At 47.0% G+C, this 22,560-nt stretch carries 19 protein-coding genes; 7 read left to right on the forward strand and 12 right to left on the reverse strand.

From position 1 onward, the window contains the following. Positions 1–306: 306 nt before the first annotated feature. Positions 307–1,530: an amidohydrolase gene (locus tag AC58QO_RS17330; RefSeq protein WP_497267650.1), complete on the forward strand. Its 1,224-nt coding sequence runs from the start codon at positions 307–309 to the stop codon at positions 1,528–1,530. Between the two features lie 62 nt (positions 1,531–1,592). On the opposite strand, the gene AC58QO_RS17335 is transcribed toward AC58QO_RS17330, so the two are convergent. The 3 genes from AC58QO_RS17335 to arfA all read right to left on the reverse strand — a co-directional run bounded on the left by AC58QO_RS17335 (position 1,593) and on the right by arfA (position 5,733). After that, on the reverse strand, positions 1,593–3,614 hold the full coding sequence (locus AC58QO_RS17335; protein WP_497267652.1) for an LTA synthase family protein: 2,022 nt from the start codon (positions 3,612–3,614) through the stop codon (positions 1,593–1,595). 98 nt (positions 3,615–3,712) lie between these two features. Then, positions 3,713–4,045: a c-type cytochrome gene (locus AC58QO_RS17340; RefSeq protein WP_497267653.1), complete on the reverse strand. Its 333-nt coding sequence runs from the start codon at positions 4,043–4,045 to the stop codon at positions 3,713–3,715. 176 nt (positions 4,046–4,221) lie between these two features. Further along, a complete protein-coding gene (gene arfA, locus AC58QO_RS17345) occupies positions 4,222–5,733 on the reverse strand; it encodes an arabinosylfuranosidase ArfA (protein WP_497267655.1) in 1,512 nt (503 codons plus the stop codon). A 180-nt stretch (positions 5,734–5,913) separates the two neighbouring features. On the opposite strand from arfA, the gene AC58QO_RS17350 reads away from it, so the two are divergent. Further along, a complete protein-coding gene (locus AC58QO_RS17350; RefSeq protein WP_497267657.1) occupies positions 5,914–6,819 on the forward strand; it encodes an ArsR/SmtB family transcription factor in 906 nt (301 codons plus the stop codon). Between the two features lie 64 nt (positions 6,820–6,883). On the opposite strand, the gene AC58QO_RS17355 is transcribed toward AC58QO_RS17350, so the two are convergent. Together AC58QO_RS17355 and AC58QO_RS17360 are read right to left on the reverse strand one after the other, a co-directional pair. Next, a complete protein-coding gene (locus tag AC58QO_RS17355) occupies positions 6,884–7,402 on the reverse strand; it encodes a DUF1003 domain-containing protein (RefSeq protein ID WP_497267659.1) in 519 nt (172 codons plus the stop codon). A gap of 70 nt (positions 7,403–7,472) precedes the next feature. Continuing rightward, positions 7,473–8,870, reverse strand: coding sequence for an MATE family efflux transporter (locus tag AC58QO_RS17360; RefSeq protein WP_497267661.1), 1,398 nt, complete (start codon positions 8,868–8,870; stop codon positions 7,473–7,475). A 157-nt stretch (positions 8,871–9,027) separates the two neighbouring features. Here AC58QO_RS17360 and AC58QO_RS17365 point away from each other — a divergent pair, with 157 nt between their 5' ends. Genes AC58QO_RS17365 through AC58QO_RS17375 form a run of 3 tightly spaced genes read left to right on the forward strand, consistent with a single transcriptional unit; the run spans position 9,028 to position 11,903 of the window. Next, positions 9,028–9,915: a helix-turn-helix transcriptional regulator gene (locus AC58QO_RS17365; protein ID WP_497267662.1), complete on the forward strand. Its 888-nt coding sequence runs from the start codon at positions 9,028–9,030 to the stop codon at positions 9,913–9,915. A gap of 60 nt (positions 9,916–9,975) precedes the next feature. Continuing rightward, on the forward strand, positions 9,976–11,175 hold the full coding sequence (locus AC58QO_RS17370; RefSeq protein WP_497267664.1) for an MFS transporter: 1,200 nt from the start codon (positions 9,976–9,978) through the stop codon (positions 11,173–11,175). Positions 11,176–11,222: 47 nt separating this feature from the next. Then, the gene (locus AC58QO_RS17375; RefSeq protein WP_497267666.1) at positions 11,223–11,903 is read left to right on the forward strand and encodes a TIGR00266 family protein; all 681 of its coding nucleotides are present in this window, start codon (positions 11,223–11,225) and stop codon (positions 11,901–11,903) included. Between the two features lie 109 nt (positions 11,904–12,012). On the opposite strand, the gene AC58QO_RS17380 is transcribed toward AC58QO_RS17375, so the two are convergent. Together AC58QO_RS17380 and AC58QO_RS17385 are read right to left on the reverse strand one after the other, a co-directional pair. Further along, positions 12,013–12,423: a MerR family transcriptional regulator gene (locus AC58QO_RS17380; RefSeq protein ID WP_497267668.1), complete on the reverse strand. Its 411-nt coding sequence runs from the start codon at positions 12,421–12,423 to the stop codon at positions 12,013–12,015. Beyond that, on the reverse strand, positions 12,424–13,404 hold the full coding sequence (locus AC58QO_RS17385; RefSeq protein WP_497267670.1) for an aldo/keto reductase: 981 nt from the start codon (positions 13,402–13,404) through the stop codon (positions 12,424–12,426). A gap of 216 nt (positions 13,405–13,620) precedes the next feature. Here AC58QO_RS17385 and AC58QO_RS17390 point away from each other — a divergent pair, with 216 nt between their 5' ends. Both AC58QO_RS17390 and AC58QO_RS17395 read left to right on the forward strand, forming a co-directional pair. After that, the gene (locus AC58QO_RS17390; RefSeq protein ID WP_497267672.1) at positions 13,621–14,505 is read left to right on the forward strand and encodes a helix-turn-helix domain-containing protein; all 885 of its coding nucleotides are present in this window, start codon (positions 13,621–13,623) and stop codon (positions 14,503–14,505) included. A gap of 127 nt (positions 14,506–14,632) precedes the next feature. Further along, entirely contained in the window at positions 14,633–15,922 is a 1,290-nt protein-coding gene (locus tag AC58QO_RS17395) for a glycoside hydrolase family 27 protein (protein ID WP_497267674.1), read from the forward strand. A gap of 16 nt (positions 15,923–15,938) precedes the next feature. Here AC58QO_RS17395 and AC58QO_RS17400 read toward each other — a convergent pair whose 3' ends face one another. The 5 genes from AC58QO_RS17400 to AC58QO_RS17420 all read right to left on the reverse strand — a co-directional run bounded on the left by AC58QO_RS17400 (position 15,939) and on the right by AC58QO_RS17420 (position 22,559). Then, the gene (locus tag AC58QO_RS17400) at positions 15,939–17,783 is read right to left on the reverse strand and encodes a sensor histidine kinase (protein ID WP_497267675.1); all 1,845 of its coding nucleotides are present in this window, start codon (positions 17,781–17,783) and stop codon (positions 15,939–15,941) included. Beyond that, positions 17,780–18,484, reverse strand: a complete 705-nt coding sequence (locus AC58QO_RS17405; protein ID WP_497267677.1) for a response regulator transcription factor — start codon at positions 18,482–18,484, stop codon at positions 17,780–17,782. The genes AC58QO_RS17400 and AC58QO_RS17405 overlap by 4 nt, the downstream gene beginning before the upstream one ends. 181 nt (positions 18,485–18,665) lie before the next feature. Then, complete coding sequence (locus tag AC58QO_RS17410) at positions 18,666–19,943, reverse strand: ABC transporter permease (protein ID WP_497267679.1); 1,278 nt, start codon at positions 19,941–19,943, stop codon at positions 18,666–18,668. After that, positions 19,936–20,841, reverse strand: a complete 906-nt coding sequence (locus AC58QO_RS17415; RefSeq protein ID WP_497267681.1) for an ABC transporter ATP-binding protein — start codon at positions 20,839–20,841, stop codon at positions 19,936–19,938. Before AC58QO_RS17415 ends, AC58QO_RS17410 begins: the two co-directional genes overlap by 8 nt. A 92-nt stretch (positions 20,842–20,933) precedes the next feature. Further along, a complete protein-coding gene (locus AC58QO_RS17420) occupies positions 20,934–22,559 on the reverse strand; it encodes an extracellular solute-binding protein (protein ID WP_497267683.1) in 1,626 nt (541 codons plus the stop codon). Position 22,560 lies beyond the last annotated feature (1 nt).

The raw sequence follows: 22,560 nt of genomic DNA on the forward strand, positions 1-22,560 counted from the left end.
AGATACGGAACGGCGTTCCTCTATATTTGCGAAAACGTCGAATTCCCGAAAGTTGCGGAACATGGTTCCGCTATTCCGCCTAAATCAGTTCTAGAATAGCTTTTTCCAGGAAAATAGCGCCTTCTCGTTCCGTTTCTGGCTGATTTAGCTAGTCTTAGCGCGAATAAGGGAACCACGTTCCGCAAGTTGTGGTTGGGGTTGGGGTTGGGGTTGGGGTTGGGGTTGGGGTTGGGGTTGTTGTACAATGTATCAAAGACATCGAGGCTTTACCTAGCCCCTATTATTTCTGCGTAAAGGACGGATATCATGTTACATACTTCCTATTGGTTAACAAATGTGAGATTAGAGCAGGGTTATGTCATGGAAGACGGTCAAGTGGTTGGTACACATACGAAGATTTGTCATATTAGGATTGAAGGCGGCGCCATAGCTGACATTATTGGATCAGAATTGGAGCCTCAGGGACATCTACCCAAGTTCGATTGCAAGGAGTTCCTGCTGCTGCCCTCTTTCGAGGAGGCACATATCCACTTAGATAAAACGTATTATGGCGGGCCTTGGAAAGCGGTGAAAAAAGTCTCCAGCATTTTCGAGCGGATTGAAGAAGAAAAAGTTTTATTGCCTAAACTGCTGCCTGTGGCAAGACAACAAGCCGAGAGCATTTTGACGCTTATTCAAGGGTTTGGGGCCACGCATGTCCGCAGCCATTGTAACATTGAACCCGTCAGTGGACTCCACCGGTTAGAGGCAACCAAGCTAGCCTTGGAAACTTTCTCTGGCAAAATCTCCTCAGAAATTGTTGCATTCCCGCAGCATGGGCTGCTTCGATCGGATACAGTTGGGCTCGTAAAGCAATCCTTGGCAGAAGGAGCGACCCTTGTCGGCGGGGTAGATCCATTCACGGTAGACGGCAACATTGAAAAGTCACTGCAGACCATGGTAGAACTAGCGGTTATGAACAATGCCGGCATCGATCTACATTTGCATGATGGCAATGAAGCAGGAAAGCAAACTTTGTTAAGGCTGGCTGATTTGACGGAAGAAGCTGGCTTGCAAGGAAGAGTGACCGTTAGCCATGCGTTTTGGTTTGCTAGTGCTCCTATTCAGGAATCCGAAGAAGTAGCTGCAAGGATGTCTTCGCTGGGTATGTCCATTGCCTCGACGGTGCCCATCGGAAAAGCTGCGATGCCTCTCCCGATGCTGCATAACAAAGGTGTTCATGTAAAATTAGCAACAGACAGCCTGACTGACCACTGGTCTCCTTTTGGTAATGGTGACCAGCTAGAGAGAGCTGGACGGTTCGCTGAACTATATAGTTGTAACGATGAGTATTCGCTCTCTCAATCACTTGGATTCATTACAGGCGGGATAACACCGCTCGACCAAAAAGGCGAACAAGTATGGCCAAAGGTCGGTGACACCGCAAGCTTTGTGCTCCTGTCTGCGAGCTGCTCGGCCGAAGCCGTAGCGCGAAGAGCGTCCCGTCAAGCCGTATGGTTCAAGGGATTGCTCGTAAGCGGATCCCTCTGAAAAACACAAAAGGCCGCCTCCCAAGTATCTACTTGAGAGATGGCCTTTTTTTCAAAATCAAGCTACTGTGTTTTTGCCGGCTTCGTGTCCTCGCTGCCTTGAGCTTCGGACTTTGCAGCCGCTGCGTCCGTACCGCCAAACTCGGCGTTGTAGTCTGCTTGCGTACCTTTGGTTAAATAATCATGATCCAAGTAATCAGCTAAGTACTGTTTACCGAACATTAAGTCGTACTGCACGTTCCTATAATCATCGATTAAAGGTGCTGCCGATTCCGGTGTCGTTGCATGCAGCTGCCCATCTTGATCAACGATCAAATTACTAAGCAGACCTGGCACTTGCTGCGCAAGCTCCGCATCCAACGCGAAGTTCGCTGGTTTTTCCATATGCAGCATATCAAGGACATGAGCCCCTAAGAACGAATCACTCAACAGTGGTACGTCCTGCTTCGGCATATCGAAGTTGGACCATGTCACAAGCGGAATGCTGTGCATCTTCTTGATTTCTTCCAACGACCACTTATTCGCATCGCTTGTTGAAATGAAGCCAGCTTCCTTATACACCTGATAATCCATGCCAAGCATCGGCAGATGGTCACCATAAAAGACGATCATCGTCGGTTCATCTGAATCCTTGAAATGATCGATCATCATTTGCAAGCTTTGATCCGCGTCATGTGCACCTTGCGTGTAGGTTTCTAGAATGCTTTTCGCTTGCGCAGAAAGATCGCCGCCTGTTGCTTTGAACTTATTTTCTCCATAGCGAGGTTCATCATACGGACCGTGATTTTGCATGGTTACGGTATAGATAAACATCGGATTTTCCGTTTTATCCACTTCACTCATCACGTTTCTAGCAACCTCAGCATCAGAGATAAAGTAACCCTTTGTTTCTGGATTCTCGAAGTGCTCACTGCTCTTGAAGGATTCAAAACCTAGTTCCTTATATACCGTATTCCGGTCCCAAAACCAGCCTTCGTAAGAGTGAATCCCCATGCTTTTGTACCCTTGATCGGCAAAATAACTGGCCAAGCTCGGAATTGGCTTCGAAATATACTGTTGATACGGAATGGATCCGCCAGGCAGGAAGCTCATTGAATTCCCCGTCAGTACTTCAAATTCTACGTTACTTGTACCGCCGCCATATTGCGGAGATAGCAAATAACCCGTGCTAGACTCCTTCTGCAAACGATGAATCGTTGGCAGCGGATCTTCACTGAATGTGACATTCGTCAGCAGAGTAGGATCCCAGAAGGCTTCGCTCATGACGAAAATCACATTCGGCTTTTTCCCTTCAGCAAGGGTCGCTTTAGCTTTTCTAACGCCTGCAGTATCCTTCTGCACAGCAGCCTCTTGTATCGTCGCTGCAGCCGATGCCAGCGCTTGCTCGCTGTAGGTGTCAGGCTTCTGAACGATCGAGTTCTTCACGTTCAGGGTAAACGCTAGCGTGAGACCATTATTCGCATAGTTTTGCTGTTGATCCCATACAATTTCATCTACACCCGCGCGGTCTAATACTTTCCCTGCTAACGGTGTTTTGATCCCAAATGCATACAAGGCGTAGAGCGAAAAAAGCCCTAAACCGATTCGAGCCATAACGGGTATCGTAACACGTGGAATCACCCATCTGAGTGCCAGCACGATGAGAATCGCAGCGGCAACTGCAATAATTCGGATTAGCGCGGCTTTACCAGTGACTAACGAGGCAATATCCATACTCTCTTTATTCAGCAATATATCCCACGGGAAGAACGGCTCCCCGATCATTTTCACTTTCATATACGAGATAATTGCCATCAGACCGAGAATTAAGGTCGCGATGGAGCCAGAGATTGCCAAAGATCCTACGAGGGCATAAATGAAAGCCAGCAGACAGAAAGTTAGCCATACATTGAGCATAAATAAAGGTTGATTACCTGTCATCCACTGCATGGTTTCAGGTAAATTGCCACGTTCAAGAAACTCCATACCAACGACAGACAAGATCGGTAAACCGATCATAAATAAAACTAGTGAAATCGATGCTCCCAGACGGCTTGAGCTCTTCTTACTCGAAAGACGCTTCCGGGGCTTCAAATTCAAGTGCATTTTACATCACTCTCCTAATGCCCCTATTGTAAATGTCAATTGTGAAGGAATTATGTAGCTTACCTTAAAGGAACCTTAAGCCTCCCATTTTATTCCAATCACTTCAATCCAGCCAACCAAGCTGCAAGTGCTTTCAATTCTTCTTCTTTCATCGTGACCTGAAACGGCGGCATCCCGCCACCACCCTTTTGTATCCGCTTTACAATTTCAGCCTCATCGAGGCGTTCTCCCACTTTTTGAATATTCGGACCTTGCCCGCCTTGTAATTGATTACCATGACAGGAGATACAATAATTTTGATATAGCTTTGGAACATCTACTTTCGTAGAGACGCTCGCACTCGGTGTTTCCGATGGCTTATTTCCACAAGCTGTTAAGCCGATCACTGCGACCAGCATCAGACCACCTATCCAACTTACTCTCATCTTCATAGCGACGAAACTCCTTCAATCTCATTTCTCTCATCATACCAAAGTATGGATTGGAAAAGAAAGAAAAGCCGCGGGCACCGTCACATAGAGAGTCTCAACTTTCAATCTCGTCGAGGGTTCTCATATGACTATTATGGTGCGAATAGCGGCTTTTTATAGCATCTATGATTATTTTTTTATGTTAATTGTAGGCGGATCACATTCCAAGATGCCTTCCCTAGAACGGCCTCAATTTGTCCATTTGAAGAAATCGTCGCATTCCCTGCAGAATGTGGTTTAACCCGATCTGGCGCTTCTAAGGTATTGGATGCTTTGAGATCCTCATGCTCTAATACGATGTGCTCCTTGATTTGGAAGCCGCCAAAGCTGCGAAGATCCATCTCCAGCGGGAGTGCTTCGGCTAGATGGCGGTTCACTGCAAAAATGGTCAGTTCCGATGTTTCATCGTTATGTACGGCAACAGCCTCTAGATAAGGGACATCCGTGTAATCCTTCGCATCATACTTCGGTGACTTAATCAACGGGACGAGAGCTGTTCCGCGGCCAAACAAACTTGCATGCAAATAAGGGTAGTAAATCGTTTGCTTCCAAGCTGCGCCGCCATTAGCGGTCATAATCGGAGCGATAACGTTAACCAGTTGCGCTAAGCATGCCATTTTAACACGATCCGCACGTTTGAGCATAGAAATTAGCATACAGCCTACGAGAAGCGCATCTTCGTGGTTGTAGATGTCCTCTAGTTGAGGCGGTGCGGTAGACCAAGGCTCGAGCTTACGATCCGCATCGTGCGAGTGGTACCACACATTCCATTCATCGAAGGAGAGATTGATTTTCTTCTTACCGCGCTTTTTCGCTTGTACGAAGTCAGCGGTTGCAATCACCGTATGGATGAATCGATCCATGCCTAACGATTGAGCCAAGAAATTCGCGGAATCCTGCTCCTTGTTGCCGTAATATTGGTGAAGTGAAATATAATCAACATGATCATACGTATGTTCGAGAACTGTCGCTTCCCAATCGGGAAATGTAGGCATTTTCAAGTTAGAGCTGCCGCAGGCGACAAGCTCGATCGAAGGGTCGACCCATTTCATCACTTTTGCTGTTTCGCAGGCGACGCGGCCATATTCAACGGCGGTTTTACTGCCTATTTGCCAAGGGCCGTCCATTTCGTTGCCTAAGCACCAGGTTTTGATATTGTGGGGCTCACGGTACCCATGAGAGATTCGCAAATCGCTCCAGTAGGAACCTCCTGCGATGTTCGTGTATTCAATAATGTCCCTTGCCTCAGCGGGGCCGCGAGTTCCTAGATTCACTGCCATCATAGCATCTGTATTCGCCTTGCGGCACCAGTCCATAAATTCATTGAGACCAATCAGATTCGGTTCAATCGTTCGCCAAGCGAGATCAAGGCGCTTTTTGCGCTGGTTTACAGGTCCAATGCCATCCTCCCAGTTGTAGCCGGAAACAAAATTCCCTCCGGGATAACGTACAATCGGCACTTGCAGACTTTTGACTAACTCCAGTACATCTCCACGAAAACCTTGCTCATCGGCCTGCGGATGTCCAGGCTCATAGATTCCGCCATAGACTGCGCGTCCCAAATGCTCAATAAAAGAACCATACAGACGTGGATCCACTTCTCCGACTTTGAAATCCTTGTCAATAATCATGCTAGCCTTCATGGACATTAAGCTCACCTCATTGTATAATTAATGAAAATATAAATCGGTTAATATAAATGTTATGTATATAGTTCATATTTAACAATAAAAAAGGCTGAGAATCAAGACCTTTCACCCGTTTTTGATGCATTCACATTTATATTAATCGGACTAAATTGGACCACTACTACATTGGAGTTGATAAGCATGATTCACACGACAACAGACCGCAAATGGCTGCCTTTGTATGAAGCGCTGGCCAGCGATGTGCGGCTTAATATATTGGAATTGTTAGCTGAAGAAGAGATGAATGTGAAGGATTTGGCTGGGCGGCTTTCGCTGAGCAGTGCCATCGTGACCATGCATGTCAAAAAGCTGGAGACAGGCGGACTCATTCATACGAAGCTCGTTCGCAAGCAAGGCGGCACGCACAAAATTTGCACACTAGCCCACTCGCTTATCCATATCCAGCTTCCTCAGTCGACTGAACAGCAGCGATTGTTCAACGAGGTTTCTATTCCCGTAGGCCACTACACGCGCTTTGAAGTCCATCCTACCTGCGGTTTAGCCACAGATGAGCGATTGATCGGCCAGTTCGACGATCCGCGCTTTTTCTTTGAGCCCGAGCGCATGCATGCCAAAATCCTGTGGTTTGCCAAGGGCTTTGTCGAGTATCGTGTTCCCAACTATATGCTGACTGGTCAAACCTTGGAGGAGATTGAAATTTCGCTCGAAATTGGCTCAGAAGCCCCAGGTATCGCAGCCAATTGGCCGTCCGATATTCACTTTTATGTGAATGATACCCTGCTTGGCTATTGGACAAGTCCTGGCGACTCAGGCGATGGCCGCGGCCAGCTTACCCCGTCATGGTGGTCAGACTACACGAACCAGTACGGTTGGTTGAAGATCCTTCGCATCACCGAAGAGGGGACCTTTCTCGATGGACAGCAGATTTCCACGGTCACGATTCAGGACCTCCCTGTTTCCCGTAACGAGTGGACCTTACGGTTAGAAGTCCCCGAGCATGCTGAGCATGTCGGTGGATTGACGCTGTATGGGGAAGGCTTCGGCAACTATAACCAGGATATTCGGTTTCGGACTTATCGAAGGTAGAAGACGAATAGCTGTGCGTACAAAAGGGGAAGAAAGGTGACTAATCACCTTCATTCCCCTCTCCTCACTTCTGCTTCAGCAACCCTTTAATTTCAGCTAGTTCAGATCTGACTTCATGCCTGAACTCGGCAAAATCGGCCTCCAACCTATGTAAGTGGCCCTGCATATCATCAATTTCCTTCTCTGCTTTGTAATTAATCGCAAAATCGATGATGGCCTCTTCTTTATCCCTAGCAGATTGTCTGTTCTGACTCATCATGATTATAGGCGCCTGAAAGCCAGCTAGACATGAAAGTAAGAGATTTAATAAAATGAACGGCGGCTCGTCAAAATGAAGGAGTGTCGTAAAAGACAAGGTATTCAGGAGGATCCATATGATCAAAACGACCACAAACATATTAATGAATCTCCAACTGCCTACATAACTTGCAACACAATCCGCAAGACGATCAGACCATGAAGTGGATCTCTGATAATCCTCATTCAATTGTTCATGGATATTGCATTTGAACTCATCTACCAAGCTTTGAAGCCTCGTTGCATAGTTTTTCACTTCTGTTTCTTTCTCAGGGTTCTTCTGCATATTCGCCCACCCTTTCTACGCTTACTCACTATAATGGTCTCATCTTCTTCTTACACCATTGTAGATTATTCTAAGCACTATGGGCGTTTCGAGCTTTTCCTTCTTTAGATCCTATAGCATCAACATATTTCGTCCGTTCCTCTGCTAATCGCAGGTACTTCTTTTGCCGCCAGCGAATAGCCACGAGAATACCGCGCAAATATTCATCGCACATCATAGCAACATAAATACCCGCTAGCCCCCACCCATAATGCAAGCCAAGCACATAGGAAAGACCTGCAGCAACGCCCCACATCGAGAACAGGGAGATCACCATATTAAAGCGGGTATCCCCAATCGCATTCAATGCATTGCCGAAGCCCATATTGATCATTCTGCCTGGCTGCAGCACAGCTGTCAGCAATAAGCAGGAGAGGGCTAGCTCAATAATCGCTTGGTCGGAGCTGAAGAAGCCGAGAAAGCTTTTGCCTATGATCAAAAGAATGATGCTATTGCACCCGACTAAGCCGAGTCCAATCCATGTGCCGCGATAGCCCGCTTTATAGGCTGCATGCGTTTGCCCCGACCCAAATAGATGCGCAATCTGGATTTGTGCGGATATGGCAATCGAGTAACCCAGCATGAAGCAGATGGATTCCAACGTATTCATGTAGGTTCTAGCTGCCAAAGCCGAAGCCCCCATCGTAGCCAAAAAGGTATATATCGCGAGCTGCGACAGCACCCAAGACGACATATTGACGCCGAGCGGCCAGCCGATTTTGATAATTTCACGAAATAATTTCCGGTTGAAAACACCAAGATCACGCCATCTGATCCTTCGCTCAAAGGCGGATACAAACATATATAGAAGCAAACAAGTCGCAAGCAGCCGGCTAACTAACGTTGAGATCGCAACACCCGTTAAGCCTAACTGTGGAAATCCGAGCGCGCCATTAATCCATGCGTAATTCAAAATCACGTGAACAATATTCATCCCAATCGCAGTAATCATCGGTCCCTTCGTGTTGCCAGTGTTCCGAATCGCTGTGCTGAGTGTTGCCGTTAATGCGGTCAGCACCATGCCGCTGCCGACGATCGAAATATACGTATGAGCCAGCGGAAGCAATCGTTCTTCTAAATGAAACATCCTCGCCAGTGGAACAGCCTCCACATACAAGATCACACTCAAGATGGCGCCAATGAGTCCACTTATCGTGACGGCCATGATCCCAACCGTTCGTGCGGAATCCTGTTGTTTCGCGCCGATCTTCTGAGCAATTAAAATACCTGCGCCGCTTGCCACTGTCATAAATAAAATCATGACCGCTTGAAAGATCTGATTCGCCAAGCCTACAACCGCTACCGCATCATCCGAGACACGGCTTACCATTAGCGTATCGACTGCCCCCAGGAGCAGCTGCAGCAGTAATTCTACAAAAATGGGCCATGCTAGAAACCATAAGGAATACTTGTTTTTCTCAGCCGTCATGTTCGCCACCATCCAGTATGCTTCTCTATTTGTTATGAAATCGAAACTTAGTAGTCAGTTCAAATTATAGCTGTTATAGTTGATTTCATGTATCAACATCGCAACTGAAACTTATACAATTCCAACTTTTCATATTGGATGAAAGATGGTGGCTTTCATGGCATTTCTTGAGATCACAATCCCTCCTCTGCCCCACTATATCGCGAGCGGATTGAACTCCATCCCTATGGGAGGACAACACCCCAGTCGCAGCAACATCCAAGTCTTTGATCTGCTCATCACAACGACAGGCTGCTTCTATATCGGTGAGGAGGATGCGCGATTCGAAGTAGGGGTAGGACAAGCCGTCATTTTGCGGCCTGACCGCTACCATTTCGCGACAAAGGTGTGCGCTGAGTTAACCCACACCTACTGGCTGCATTTCCATGTTGGCGGCGCATGGGAGTTAGTTAAACCTGCCGCGGGAAATATTTCCCTAGAAGACCCGCCTCCGATTTCAACCGTGGTTGAGACTTTTGCTGTGGAACCCTTTACGATGCGTATACCACAATTTACGACGCTGCAGCACCCCGAGAAAATGTACGAAATCTTCGACCAGCTTCTGCAGCTTCAAGCTCGTTCGCATGTGAGCAGTGTGCGTTTTGCCCAGCAGCAGCTATTCCAAGAAATCCTGCACCAACTGTCTGCATCTGGCGAGACGGACCATGCCTCGGCCTCCAGAGCCTGCGCAGAGAAAGCGGCTTCCTACTTAAGACAGCATTTTCGCGAATCCGTATCTGCTAAGCAGCTCGGGGACGAGCTCAATTTCCATCCTGTCTACATAGCTCGCTGTATGCAAAAGGAGTACGGTTGCTCGCCCGTAACCTACCTCCTGAAATTAAGAGTGGCACAGGCCAAGCTCTTACTCTTGCAGACGGAGCGGCCCATTGCACACATTGCCCAGGAGGTTGGCTTTGAGCAGGCTGCTTATTTTGCAGCAAGCTTCACGAAGCTGGAAGGGATGTCTCCCCGCAGCTATCGGCAGCAGTTTTCGCAAGGGACCTAGATGCTTGGGGAGAGCTCCATTTATGCTATACTGAGAAAAAAAGGATAAGGAGTCCTCATCATGGCAACCCCCTTGCATTGGAAAAAGTCATTATGGATACTTTGGGGCGCGAACTTCTCCATTACGTGTGGCATGAATCTGGTTCTTCCGTTCTTACCTCTCTACATCGGAGAGTTAGGGGTTCACGACCTAGACGATGTTGTCCGTTGGACAGGCTGGATTGTAGCTGCCCAATTCATCACTTCCTTTTTGACCCAGCCATTATGGGGAGCCATTGCCGATCGACGCGGACGCAAAATCATGCTGCTGCGCGCCGGATTCGGAATGGCCATCGTCACAGCACTTATGGGCATTGTTACATCGCCTTGGCAGCTGCTATCGCTGAGATTACTGAACGGATTCTTCTCCGGCTTCATCTCGATGGCGGTTTCTTTGCAAGCCTCGCTGACACCGCGAGAACATTCAGGTAAGTCACTCGGCACGCTGCAGACCGGAGCTATCGCAGGCACACTGATCGGTCCCTTAATTGGCGGTGTACTGGCAAGCTTCCTCGGGTACCACCATGTATTCTTCTTCACAGGAGGGCTCATGCTATGTGCCAGTATTATCGTGATGGTGTTCATCAAAGAGGAGCGGAAGCCTACTACCGCGAAAAAGGTGAAACAACGAACACAGTGGCGGTTGTTTCGCCCCTTACTGCCTGTCTTTGCCGCATCGCTGATCACACAGATCGGCATGATGAGTATCGAGCCGATTGTAACCGTGTATGCCCAAACCTTATACACGGGGGCGCATTTGGCCTTTTTTGCCGGACTCATCGTGGCGATCACAGGCATCGCCAATTTGTTCGGCGCACCGACATTGGGTAGACTCGGTGACAGAATTGGTCAGCGCTTGACGCTGGTCATCGCCCTAACGATGGCGGCTGTTGCGTTCATTCCGCAAGCTTTTGCCACCAATATAACGATGCTCTTAGTCGGCAGGTTCCTGCTCGGACTGTTCATCGGCGGCATGATCCCTTCGCTGAATGCCCTGGTGATGAAGCTTGCAGCACCTGAAATTCAAGGGACCGCCTATGGGTTCAATACATCCTCTCTGTTCCTTGGCAATCTGATTGGCCCTTTACTCGGCAGTCATTTAGCGGCTGCATATGGATTCACATCCGTGTTCTATGTCACGATGAGTATCTTGCTAATCTGTGCTGGATTCGTGTATATGAATCGCAGTTTGGACGCAACCATACGGCCCAATGAGGCGTAGAATACGGGGGATATACCTATCAAAAATGAAAATACTGGAGGATTACGATGAAACACGAAATCTTATATAAAGGTGCATTTCCGATGCTGCGTGTGCAACTAGAAGCTGGTGAGAACATTAAAGCCGAATCCGGTGCAATGGTCTCCATGTCCCCAAATATCGAGCTTAAGGGAACGGCTGACGGCGGAATTATGAGAGGCCTTGGACGGATGCTGAGCGGTGAGAGCTTCTTCTTCCAAGAGTTGACTCCCACGCGCGGACCTGGCGAGGTACTGCTGGCTCCGGCCGTGATTGGTGATATTGAAGCGGTTGAGCTTGATGGTTCATACAAACTCTATGTTCAAAAAGACGGTTTCCTAGCTGGTACGTCTGGCATCCAAGTTAACACGAAGATGCAAAATCTGATGAGCGGCTTCATGTCAGGAGAAGGCTTCTTCATCGTCGAGATTAGCGGACGAGGCACTGTTTTCCTCTCCTCCTACGGCGCGATTCATGCGATTAACTTGGCACCAGGCCAAGAAGTTGTGATTGATAACGGGCATCTTGTTGCTTGGCCGGATTATACACAGTATACGATTGAAAAAGCCGCCAAAGGCTGGATTTCCAGCCTTACGAGTGGTGAAGGCGTCGTCTGCCGCTTCCGCGGCGAAGGCGTTGTGCTCATTCAGACGCGGAATCCGAAGAGCTTCGGCGGTTGGATTAAGCAATTGCTGCCTGGCCGCGGCTAGCAGCACGAACAAAGAAGCATGCAAGGACGATTTGAAGTCGTCTTGCATGCTTCTTTGGTTGTTGCGCCTTTAACGAGGGCGCAACGCGCAAGCATTTCAAATCGAGAGGTTAATTCGATAAAAAAGGATGCACTTTCGCATTTCTCACTGCTGTATCCACGACAAGCGCAGCGATGCTCTGGTCATATCTTTCAATTTTACCTTCTAATCGTTCGAGGACTTTCTGCATATCTGTCATTCTAGTTATGAGTTGTTTATGCTGCTCGACTAAGAGTTCTTTCCTTGCCTCCAACGTTTCATCCCCCTGTTGAAACAGCCGAACGTATTCAATTAACGTTTCAACGGGAAGTCCTACGCCTCGCATACATTTGATAAATTCAACCCATCTCAGGTCTTCTTCCGTATAGTCCCTAATTCCGCTTTTATTGCGGTTCACCCGTGGGATAAGTCCGATTCGTTCATAGTAGCGCAGCGTGTCCTGTGACAATTCAAACTTCTCACTTACTTCTGCGATCAACATTTAGATGGCACCCACTACCCGATGTGGAACATACTGTTCTTCCAACGATGTAACTTCTTCAGGTGTTAAAGTAAGCGAGAGCGAAGCTACTGCATCGTCAAGATGCGACATTTTCGTAACACCGATAATCGGGGCTGTTACGGGCTCTTTCTGCAGCAGCCAGGCAAGTGCGACTTGCGCCCGTGGTACGCCGCGTTGTTCTGCTATTGCTGCAAGTCGATCTACAATTAATCGATCCTGATTTGCAAACGCATCGTATTTCATTCTCTGAGCTTGGTCGGTTTCGGAACGGTGCGTTGTTTCCGACCAATCACGCGTTAATCGTCCAGATGCCAGAGGACTGTATGGGATGACGCCGATTTTTTGATCCTTACAAAGCGGCATCATCTCCCTCTCCTCCTCACGATAAATGAGGTTTAGATGATTCTGCATCGACACAAATCGTGACCACCCATTTTTCTCAGCTACATGTAACGCCTTTAGGAACTGCCATGCGTACATCGCAGAAGCACCAATGTATCTTGCCTTCCCAGCTTTCACTACATCATGCAAGGCTTCCATCGTTTCTTCGATCGGTGTATGATAATCCCAGCGATGGATTTGATATAGGTCGACATAATCTGTTCCCAATCTCGTAAGACTCTTATCGATCTCACTCATGATGGCCTTTCGGGAAAGACCAGCCCCATTGGGACCTTGATGCATACGGAAATGAACTTTGGTGGCAATGACAAGCTCATCACGATTCGCATAATCCTTCAGCGCTCGTCCAACAATCTCCTCGCTTGTTCCATCTGAATAGATATTCGCAGTATCAAAAAAGTTGATGCCAAGTTCGAGCGCTTTTTTAATAATAGGACGACTGCTCTCTTCATTCAGCACCCATGGATGCGTCCACCGCTCTGCTACACCAAAGCTCATACACCCAAGACTTATCCGCGATACGTCCAAACCTGTATTTCCAAGCTTCACATAATCCATCCGATGATTCCTCGCTTTCCAGTAACTCATAATTCCAACATGTTTAGTTTACTCTCTGGAGTTAACTCCAAGTCAAGTGTGCATTCGAAAAGCAATCTCCCTCTCCTCACTCGACTAGTCTCAGAAGTGCAGGATACTAATAAGCAGTATGATCATGGTACTATTTGATAAGGCGCATTCAAATTCATATATTCATACAAGGGGTAACTATCAATTATGGCAGTAAAGGATAACTACGGCGTATACGGGTACCGTTTCCAAGAAAACCCTGATCTTCCGCTTTACCAGTTATTTGCCGTTGGATTTCAGGATATTCGAGAGCAAAATTATGATTGGGACGGCATGAAGCGAATTGACGGGCCCCTGTATTTGTTCCAATATACGATTTCCGGAAGAGGGAAGATCGAGCTAGACGGCCAACATCATGATGTGCCAGAGGGAACTGCCTTTATGGTTGAAATACCCGGCAGGCATCGTTACTACTTACCTGAGGACAGCTCTCATTGGACGTTCTATTTCGCTTTATTTAGGCAGAGCTATCTGCAGCAACTGTGGAAGGGAATCCTTCAGGAGCTTGGACCGATGCCGCAGTTCGAATCGCGCAGCATGGCCATTCGTCGGCTAGAAACGATATACTTAGAAGCCCGAAGCGGAGCAATAAAAGACAGCTATTACGCATCAACCCTTGTGTACAGCTTCATGATGGAGCTTCTTCGAAGTAACAGTGCGCTGCGACAGGAACGAAATAATTGGCCAGAGATCGTCAGACGGGCAGCTGAATATATTGAGGTTAACTATCGGGTACTTGAAGGACTCGACCATATTGCGGAAGCAGCTGGGAGCTCTAAGTACCATATGGCACGAACTTTCCATCAAGCGACGAACTTCTCACCGATGGCCTATACCTCTAAACTCCGAATCGAGCTTGCCGTGAAACTGCTTCGGAGCAGCTCTTTGACGGTTGAAGAGATTGCGAAGGAGGTTGGTTACAGAAATGGCAGCTATTTTAGCAAAGTTTTCCGCAGTTGGACCGGCTACTCTCCAAGCAGGTTTCGTGAAGGAAAAGAACTTCTTTCGATCGATCAGATCGTGTTCGATTAGATCGTGTTTCAATTAGACACACACCGCAATATTTTACATACGACAGCAAAACATTGCGCTAGCTTCCATAGCAATTTCAACTTATTATATGGCTATTACTTGAAACGAGAAGGGACGGGTTCATCCGATGACCAATCATCACCAATGGGCTGCCACACCGCCGCTCGGCTGGAATAGCTGGGACTGTTATGGAGCAGCCGTCAATGAAGAAGAAGTGCGTGGGAACGCGGCATATATGGCCGAATATCTAAAAACTTACGGCTGGGAATACGTTGTCGTAGATATACAGTGGTACGAGCCAGGAGCTGTTTCTTCTGCTTACCGTCCTTATGTTCCGCTCGAGATGGATGCATTTTCCCGTCTCATACCGGCCGCAAACCGTTTTCCATCCGCCACAGCTGGACAAGGGTTCAAGCCATTGGCTGATTACGTTCACAGCCTGGGTTTGAAGTTTGGCATTCACATGATGAGAGGTATTCCTCGTCAAGCGGTTCATGCTGATACACCTCTACTTGGGACGAATGCGAGTGCACGGTCCATTGCAAAGACGTGGAATGGCGCGATCTGCAAATGGAACACGGATATGTACGGCGTCGATCCGGCAAAGGAAGGCGCACAGGCCTATTATGATTCCTTATTCGAGCTTTACGCCTCATGGGGCGTAGACTATATCAAAGTTGACGATATCGCTGATTCACTGCTCTATGGGATTCAACTAGACGAAATTCAACTCATTCGGAGGGCAATAGATAAGTGTGGACGTCCGATGGTCCTGAGCCTTTCGCCAGGTCCCGCCCCGCTTGAGTACGCGGAGGAGTTGAAAGCGCACGCCAACCTCTGGCGCATGACCGATGATTTCTGGGACATCTGGCGACTACTCTATGGCATGTTTGAACGGTGTGAGAAATGGGCGCCGCATGTTGGCGAAGGAAATTGGCCGGATTGCGATATGCTGCCGCTCGGTCACATCGGCATTCGTTCCGTCGACGGAGGGGCAAGCGACCGCTGGACGCGATTCACAAAGGACGAGCAGAAAACGATGATGACGCTCTGGGCGATCTTTCGCTCACCGCTGATGTTTGGGGGAGAGCTAAGAGACAATGATGAGTGGACGCTGTCGCTACTCACGAATGAGGAAGTGCTGGATGTCCTTCGTAACGGGCGAGATGCCCGTCAACTGTATCGCGAGGAAGAGCGTATTGTCTGGACTTCGAATGGCCAAGAGGGCATTCGTTACGTCGCTCTGTTCAATACGAGTGAAGAAGTTCAAACCGTTCAAGTAACATCTTCCCAACTGGGTACCCCTACAATCGGAAGTGTGCGTGACCTATGGAATCGCGAAGAACTCGGCACGCCGCATGAGCTTTCTTTCACACTTGCCCCGCATGCGTCAATGCTGTTGAAGCTTTCTCTATAAACCAAAAAAGCGATCTCTAGCCGTACTGGCTAAGGTCGCTTTTTTTAACATAGAAGAAAAACAAAACCCCGTCTTCTGTGTTCGTAGCGCCGTAGGGCGCACCATGCAATTCCAAAATATTTTTCGAAATGGCAAGACCTAATCCGGTTCCGCCTTGTGCACGGTGGCGTGCTGTATCTCCACGATAGAAACGGTCCCATACTTTATCCAGCTGATCTGCGGGAATGTGAGCCCCCTTATTTTCAATACACACCTTAACCTGATCTTGCTCTTCAATCATTGAAATGAAAATGTGTTCTTGTTCCGGCGTATAGCGAATCGCATTAGTTAGAAAATTGGTAAGAACTTGCTCGATCCGATGTTGATTGGCCATGACTTCAATGCTTGCAAGCTCGGTATGTACATGCAGTTGTTTGCTGCTGAATTCCCCAGATAGTTTGTCACAAATCTCCTCTATGAGCTTATCGATGCTAAATGGATCCATCTTCATTGTGTAAGTGCCTGATTCAAACTTGGCCAGCTCCAACATATCCACGATCAAAAGATTCATCTTATTAACTTCTTTGTCCATGGCTTCGAAATAATGATCTTTCTTATGTGCAGCAACGCCATCCTTCATAATCGAAATGCAGCTTTTCATGACACTAAGTGGCGTTTTTAGCTCGTGAGATACCCCTGAAATAAATTCTCTTCGTATACTCTCCAATTTCTTTTCTTTCTCAATGTCCATTTGCAACTGCTCGATATAGGAGTGCAGCGTTCGAGAAAGAGAATTGATACTTAAAGACAAGTCACCTATTTCATCTTTGGATCGTATTGGGATCGTTTCCGAAAAATCTAAGTTGGCAATCCGTTTCGTCGTCTGATTAATCTGTAACAATGGCTTGGCTATCTTCCTAGAATAATACAAAGCAGCTAGCACAATGAGCAGCATCACGAGAGCAATCATGTACACATAATAATCTTTGAGCATCTGCACGGCTTCGTCAACGGGTTGCAGCGAGGCCATCGAGAAAAGATAACTGATTGTGCCATCTTGTTCTTGGATCGGGTCAATGAACAGTTTATACTTCACATCATTTTGTGCAAAATCGAGGACTTGCAAGGAAGCATAGCTGTTTTTGGTTTCATCAAATAGTAAAGTGGTTTGAAAATCCTTTAACCTGTCCATATACAAGCTATTAGTATACATAAAACTGGAAGATTCATTTCCATTCGGGAATTGAACTTTAGTAATCGTACCGTTAAGTAACAGATCCGAGAATACGGTTTTAACTGCCTCTTTCTTTGAATTCTTAATTTCAATTTGAAGATCGTATATCTTTTTGGAAATATTCTCATTCTCCCAGAATATATTGCTATTTCCCACCAACTGTACACGATAGGGAATTAACACCGGATCCTTTTTATACGCTGAGACAGAAACACGTGCCTTCGAAGTCAGAATGGATTTGGCTTGACTTGGCGTGCTCGTTAAAATCTCGTTGATGCTCATCATATGATAGAGCGGAATGGTCATTGTTTTACCAGAGAACTCTGCGTTGGCTTTAGATACATCCATCTTGACTTCCACATAGAAATCATTCACATTTTTTAAGTTCCCCAGGCTATCTAAAGTCGTAATCCAAGTATTATTTTGCCGATAAAAATCCTGCTCCAGCTTCTGAATGGTGAGCTGATTCCCGCCGCTTTTCGAATAATCATCTTTGAAGGATTGGATATTAGCTTGAATGTCATTCACTTTTCGATTTGCGTAGTATTGCTTAAAAAATATCGTTTGCCCTAGATAAATCGTAGTTAATATGAATAGGCATAACAGGGTGGTCAGCGCAAATAATTTAAATACAATGCTCGTTCTCATGCGTTACCCTCGAACTTATAGCCTGTCCTCACAATCGTCGTAATCAGTTTGGATTTATCCCCTAGCTTACTTCTTAGGTTGCGGATATGGGTGTTCACAGTGCGATCATCACCGTCGTATTCATAACCCCAAATTTTCAAAATGAGCTGCTCTCTCGAAATCACAAGACCTTTATTTTGCATGAGATAGGCTAAGATTTGGAATTCTGTATACGTCAGATAGACTTCCTCCCCTTCTACCGTTAACGTTCGTGAAGGTAGATGAATCCGAATCCCATTTGCAGATAAAGCATCATTATTGGCGTGCGAAACAGGGAGATCCGATTGTCGTTCTTCCCTATTCCTGCTATCAATCAGTCGTTTGGCCCTGGCTAATAAAACCGCTGGACTGTATGGTTTGGTCACATAATCATCTGCTCCAAGCTCAAATCCTAACAAGGTGTCATCTTCATCCACTCTTGCAGTTAACATAATGATAGGAACATTAGAAGATTTCCGTATTCGTCTGCAAACAGACCATCCATCGAGCTCCGGCAACATGATATCAAGCATAATTAAATGAACCTCATGCTCTTGAAATATGGATAAAGCCTCTTTCCCATCTGTTGCTTCTAATACGTGAAAACCTTCATTCAGAAGATAGTCTTTGATGATCTCACGCAAGATATCTTCGTCTTCGACGATTAAAATTGTTTTTTGCATATAATTGCTCCTACTATGCCTTTGGATAACACAAATATTGGGATAACTTATTATATTCTTACCTACAGAAAGGTTTTTATGAATGTATTTGTATCATAACCAAATGAAGATCGTGTAAAGAAAATAAAAAAGATAGATAAATCAACGGATTGATTCATCTATCTTCATTGGTCAGCACTTCCTACCGATACGCCCGCATCGCCTTGCGCAGCTCCTTCAAACTCGGTCGCTTGCCGTACATCAAAACGCCGGTGCGGTAGATTTTCGCCGCAAGCCAAGCCATTGCGCCGATGGAAAGCAATTGAATCGCAATCGAAAGCGCAACCTGCCAGAACGGCGGGGAGCTCATTCCGATACGTAAGAACATAATCATAGGCGAGAAAAATGGCACGAATGACATCGTCACCACAAAAGGTGCATTCGGATGGTTAAGCCCGAAGATCGCAATCATGAAAGCCGCAACGATGATGTAGGTAACTGGCATAATGGCTGGACCTACATCCTCCGTGCGACTGACGAGCGAGCCTACTGCTGCGAAAATCGTCGCATAGATGAAGAACCCGAGTAAGTAAAAAATTAAGAAATAGACGATAAGTGATATTTCTAAATCGCTCCAACTGATATTCAGATCCTTGATGGCCGATGAATCACTAAACTGAATATTAAGTGCTGCAACGACGATTAATGCGGCAATTTGTGATAGCGCCAGCAAGCAAATGCCAATGATTTTACCAAACATCTGTTTCAGCGGTGACACGCTTGTAATAAGCAATTCCATGACGCGCGTGCTTTTCTCGGCTGTGATTTCCGTTGCAACGAGATTCCCGAATCCAATTGCGCCCATATATAGCATGAAAAGAAGGACATAAACCAGTATATAGGACAATCTCATTTGGGACTCTGTTTTGCCCACAGCAGCTTGATCCGATGTGGATATTTGCACCGATTCCAGTGAGACAGGCGTTTGAATATCGGTCTTCAACGCATCTGGCACACCAGCACCTTGTAGCACCATTTCTGTCTTGATTAGCTGAAACGCCGTTTGCAGCTTGTTTTTCGGTGATTCCAACGTTCCTGTGGATTTATAGATTACCTTCGGGAATCCGCCTTGCTTCCCATCCGTGAACTCTAAGTATCCCTTGATTTTCTTATCCGCAATTTGCTGCTTCCCATACGCCTCATTTGCTTCTGCACTGCCCTGATCGGAAAGGGGTACAATTTGTATCTCTGCATTCGGTTGATTTTTATAAAAAGCTTCTAATTTGGACGCCACAGCCGCTTGCTGCGTGCCAAATATGCCTATTTTCGTCGCCTCATCGGAAGAGAATTGTTGGATAATGGCTGGAAGATGAATCAAAAGCGACATCAGGATGAGTAAGATTAGACTCATGACTTGAAACGATTTCGTGCGAAAGCGAGACAGGAATGTAAATTTAATGACAGTCCATATACTATTCATGTTGGCTTCCCACCTTCTGGATAAAAATTTCATTCAAGGTCGGCTCCATAATCTGAAAACGCTGCACGGTGGATCGTTCCATCGCGTATTGTAGAACACGCTGTGCGGCTTCTGGCTGCGCAATGCGAAGCTCGTACCCATTTAGCCCTTGGTTCACCGATGTTACGCCCTGAAGCTTCTCTAACCCATCTACGCTCGTCGCAGTCTCCAGCACGACTCTCTCCTTCGGGAAGCTCGCTTTAATGTCCTTTAAGCTGCCTTGAAGAATTGTATTGGAGCGGTGCAGCATACAGATATTCTCACAAAGCTCCTCCACATGCTCCATCCGATGGCTGGAAAATAAAATCGTCCTTCCCTCTTCACGGAGGCTTTTTACCGTTTTCTTCAGCAGCTCCACATTGACTGGATCTAGCCCGCTAAAGGCTTCATCCAGAATGAGAATCTCCGGATTATGTATGACCGCCGCAATGAATTGAATCTTCTGTTGGTTCCCCTTGGACAGCTCCTCAACCTTCCGGCTGTAGTAATCAGGAACCTCAAACCGTTCCAACCACATCTTCAAGCTGCGATCTGCATCGCGTCGCTTCATTCCCCTAAGCTCAGCTAAGTATAAGATCTGCTCATTGATTTTTACTTTGGGATACAAACCGCGCTCCTCAGGCAAATACCCCATCAAGCTGCGCAGCTCTTCCCGATATCCCTGCCCGTTCCACATGATGTTGCCTTCATCCGGATAAATAAGGCCGAGTACCATCCGCATTGTTGTCGTTTTGCCGGCCCCATTCGCGCCTAATAGCCCATATATTTCTCCCTGCTTCACACGCAGCCCAATCCGATTCACAGCTGTTTTATCTCCGTACTGCTTCGATACCTGTTCAACAACTAAAGGGTATGTCATCCATGAGCCTACCTTTCATTACGAGGTTGCTTACGCTCACTATTTTACATGATATTGGAAAAAGAATGAACTTAAACAAAAAAGAGAAGCCATCAACGCTTCTCATAACGATTCAACGCTAGCTTCTGGATCTCAATCGCTCGATCTATTTTGGATGCCTTCATTTTACTTACATAGCTATCGAACGCCTCAACAGGCTCGACGCCTAGAATGATTTTCAGCGACATCTCATCGACAAGGGTCATCACATCCAGCATAATGGATGAAAATTCCGCGCTCTCCAGCTCTGTCTTTGGAATTTGCGGCAGTGTGTAGGCCTCAACCTCTGTATTCGCCCAGATGTCAATCGCTTTCCTCTGCTCAGGCAACGTGTAATATTGCTCCACATACCGAACATCCTGAACGAATGGCCCGAAATAGCTAGCTCTCGTATACATCGACAACGCTTGTGACGGTGCCAGCCTTTCTGGATTTCGCAGGATCCAATCCGTATAGGTCGGGTAGCCATCCTTCATGGTGTAGCTTGTTCCCTCTATCCCGAAATTAAAGAGCATATGCCCTTCCTCGCTGTAGCCGTAATCAAGCAGCTTGGCAGCCTCTGCCGCATGTTTGCTATTACTTGATATCGCAACGCCTCCGGTACCGACATACGCATAACTTTTCTGCCCGAATTTGGGCTTATCCCCTTTATGGAGCACGGGGTAAGGAGCTGCTGCAAATAAAGCCGATTTGTTCTTCTCTTCGACCAGAGGCTGCCACTTTCCAATACCCGCCCCTGCGTTCCAAATCGTTGCTGCACTTCGACCCGTAACCATATTGGAATCCATCGTTTTGGTATCTACGGAAGCGATATTTTTATCAATGAGTCCTTCCTCATACCACCCCCGGAAAGTGGCTAAGAACTCTTGATAGCCCTTTTCCATCGGACCGTATTTCACCTCACCATGATCCTGGTAAAAGCCTTTTCGAATCCCGTATGCTCCTACAAAGGCGCCCCCCTCAATCCCGAACAAGGGATTCGGCACACCCAGAAAGGTCAGCGGAGCTGCAATTCCCTTTTTCTCTTTGAACGCCTTAAGAACCGTATGCCATTCATCTATAGTTGTAGGCATCTCCATTCCGAGCTCATCCAGCCAGTCCTTCCGGATAATTGGCCCTTGATACGTGCGAAGCAGGTCGTCGCCTCGAATAAATGGGAATACGTAATAGCTGCCATCTTCTGTCCGGATTTGCTTATCAATCTCGGGATGTTCCTTCAAGTACTTCTTCAGATTGGGCGCATACTTATCAATGACGTTATTCAGTCTCAAAATATAACCATCTTTGATCGCCTTCTCCGGTCCGCCAGGGAAGCCATCCCATTCGTACTCCATCAGATCAGGCAAGTCGCCAGAGGCTAATAAGACATTCATCGCTTCCTTGGCTTGATTGGCTGACGGCTGAATGAAGGTGAGTTGAACTCCCGTCCGTTTCTGCCATTCTTGGAAAAAGGGGATATCCTTGAATTTGGCTTTCACACTCGCGGCATTCCCATTCAGCTCTGACCAGTAGGTCAGCTTCGTAGCTGCCTGCGTCGACTGCTCCTTATCTGTAACTACTGCTGTAGGCTGCCCTGACGGCGTGGTCGAAGCCTCTGGACTCCCAGATGAGCATGCCGTCAGTCCGAGGGTGATCATACCTAGAAGTAATAGCGCCTTGCGGCTAGCTCGTCTGCTCATT

This window comes from Paenibacillus sp. J31R30, assembly GCF_059692115.1.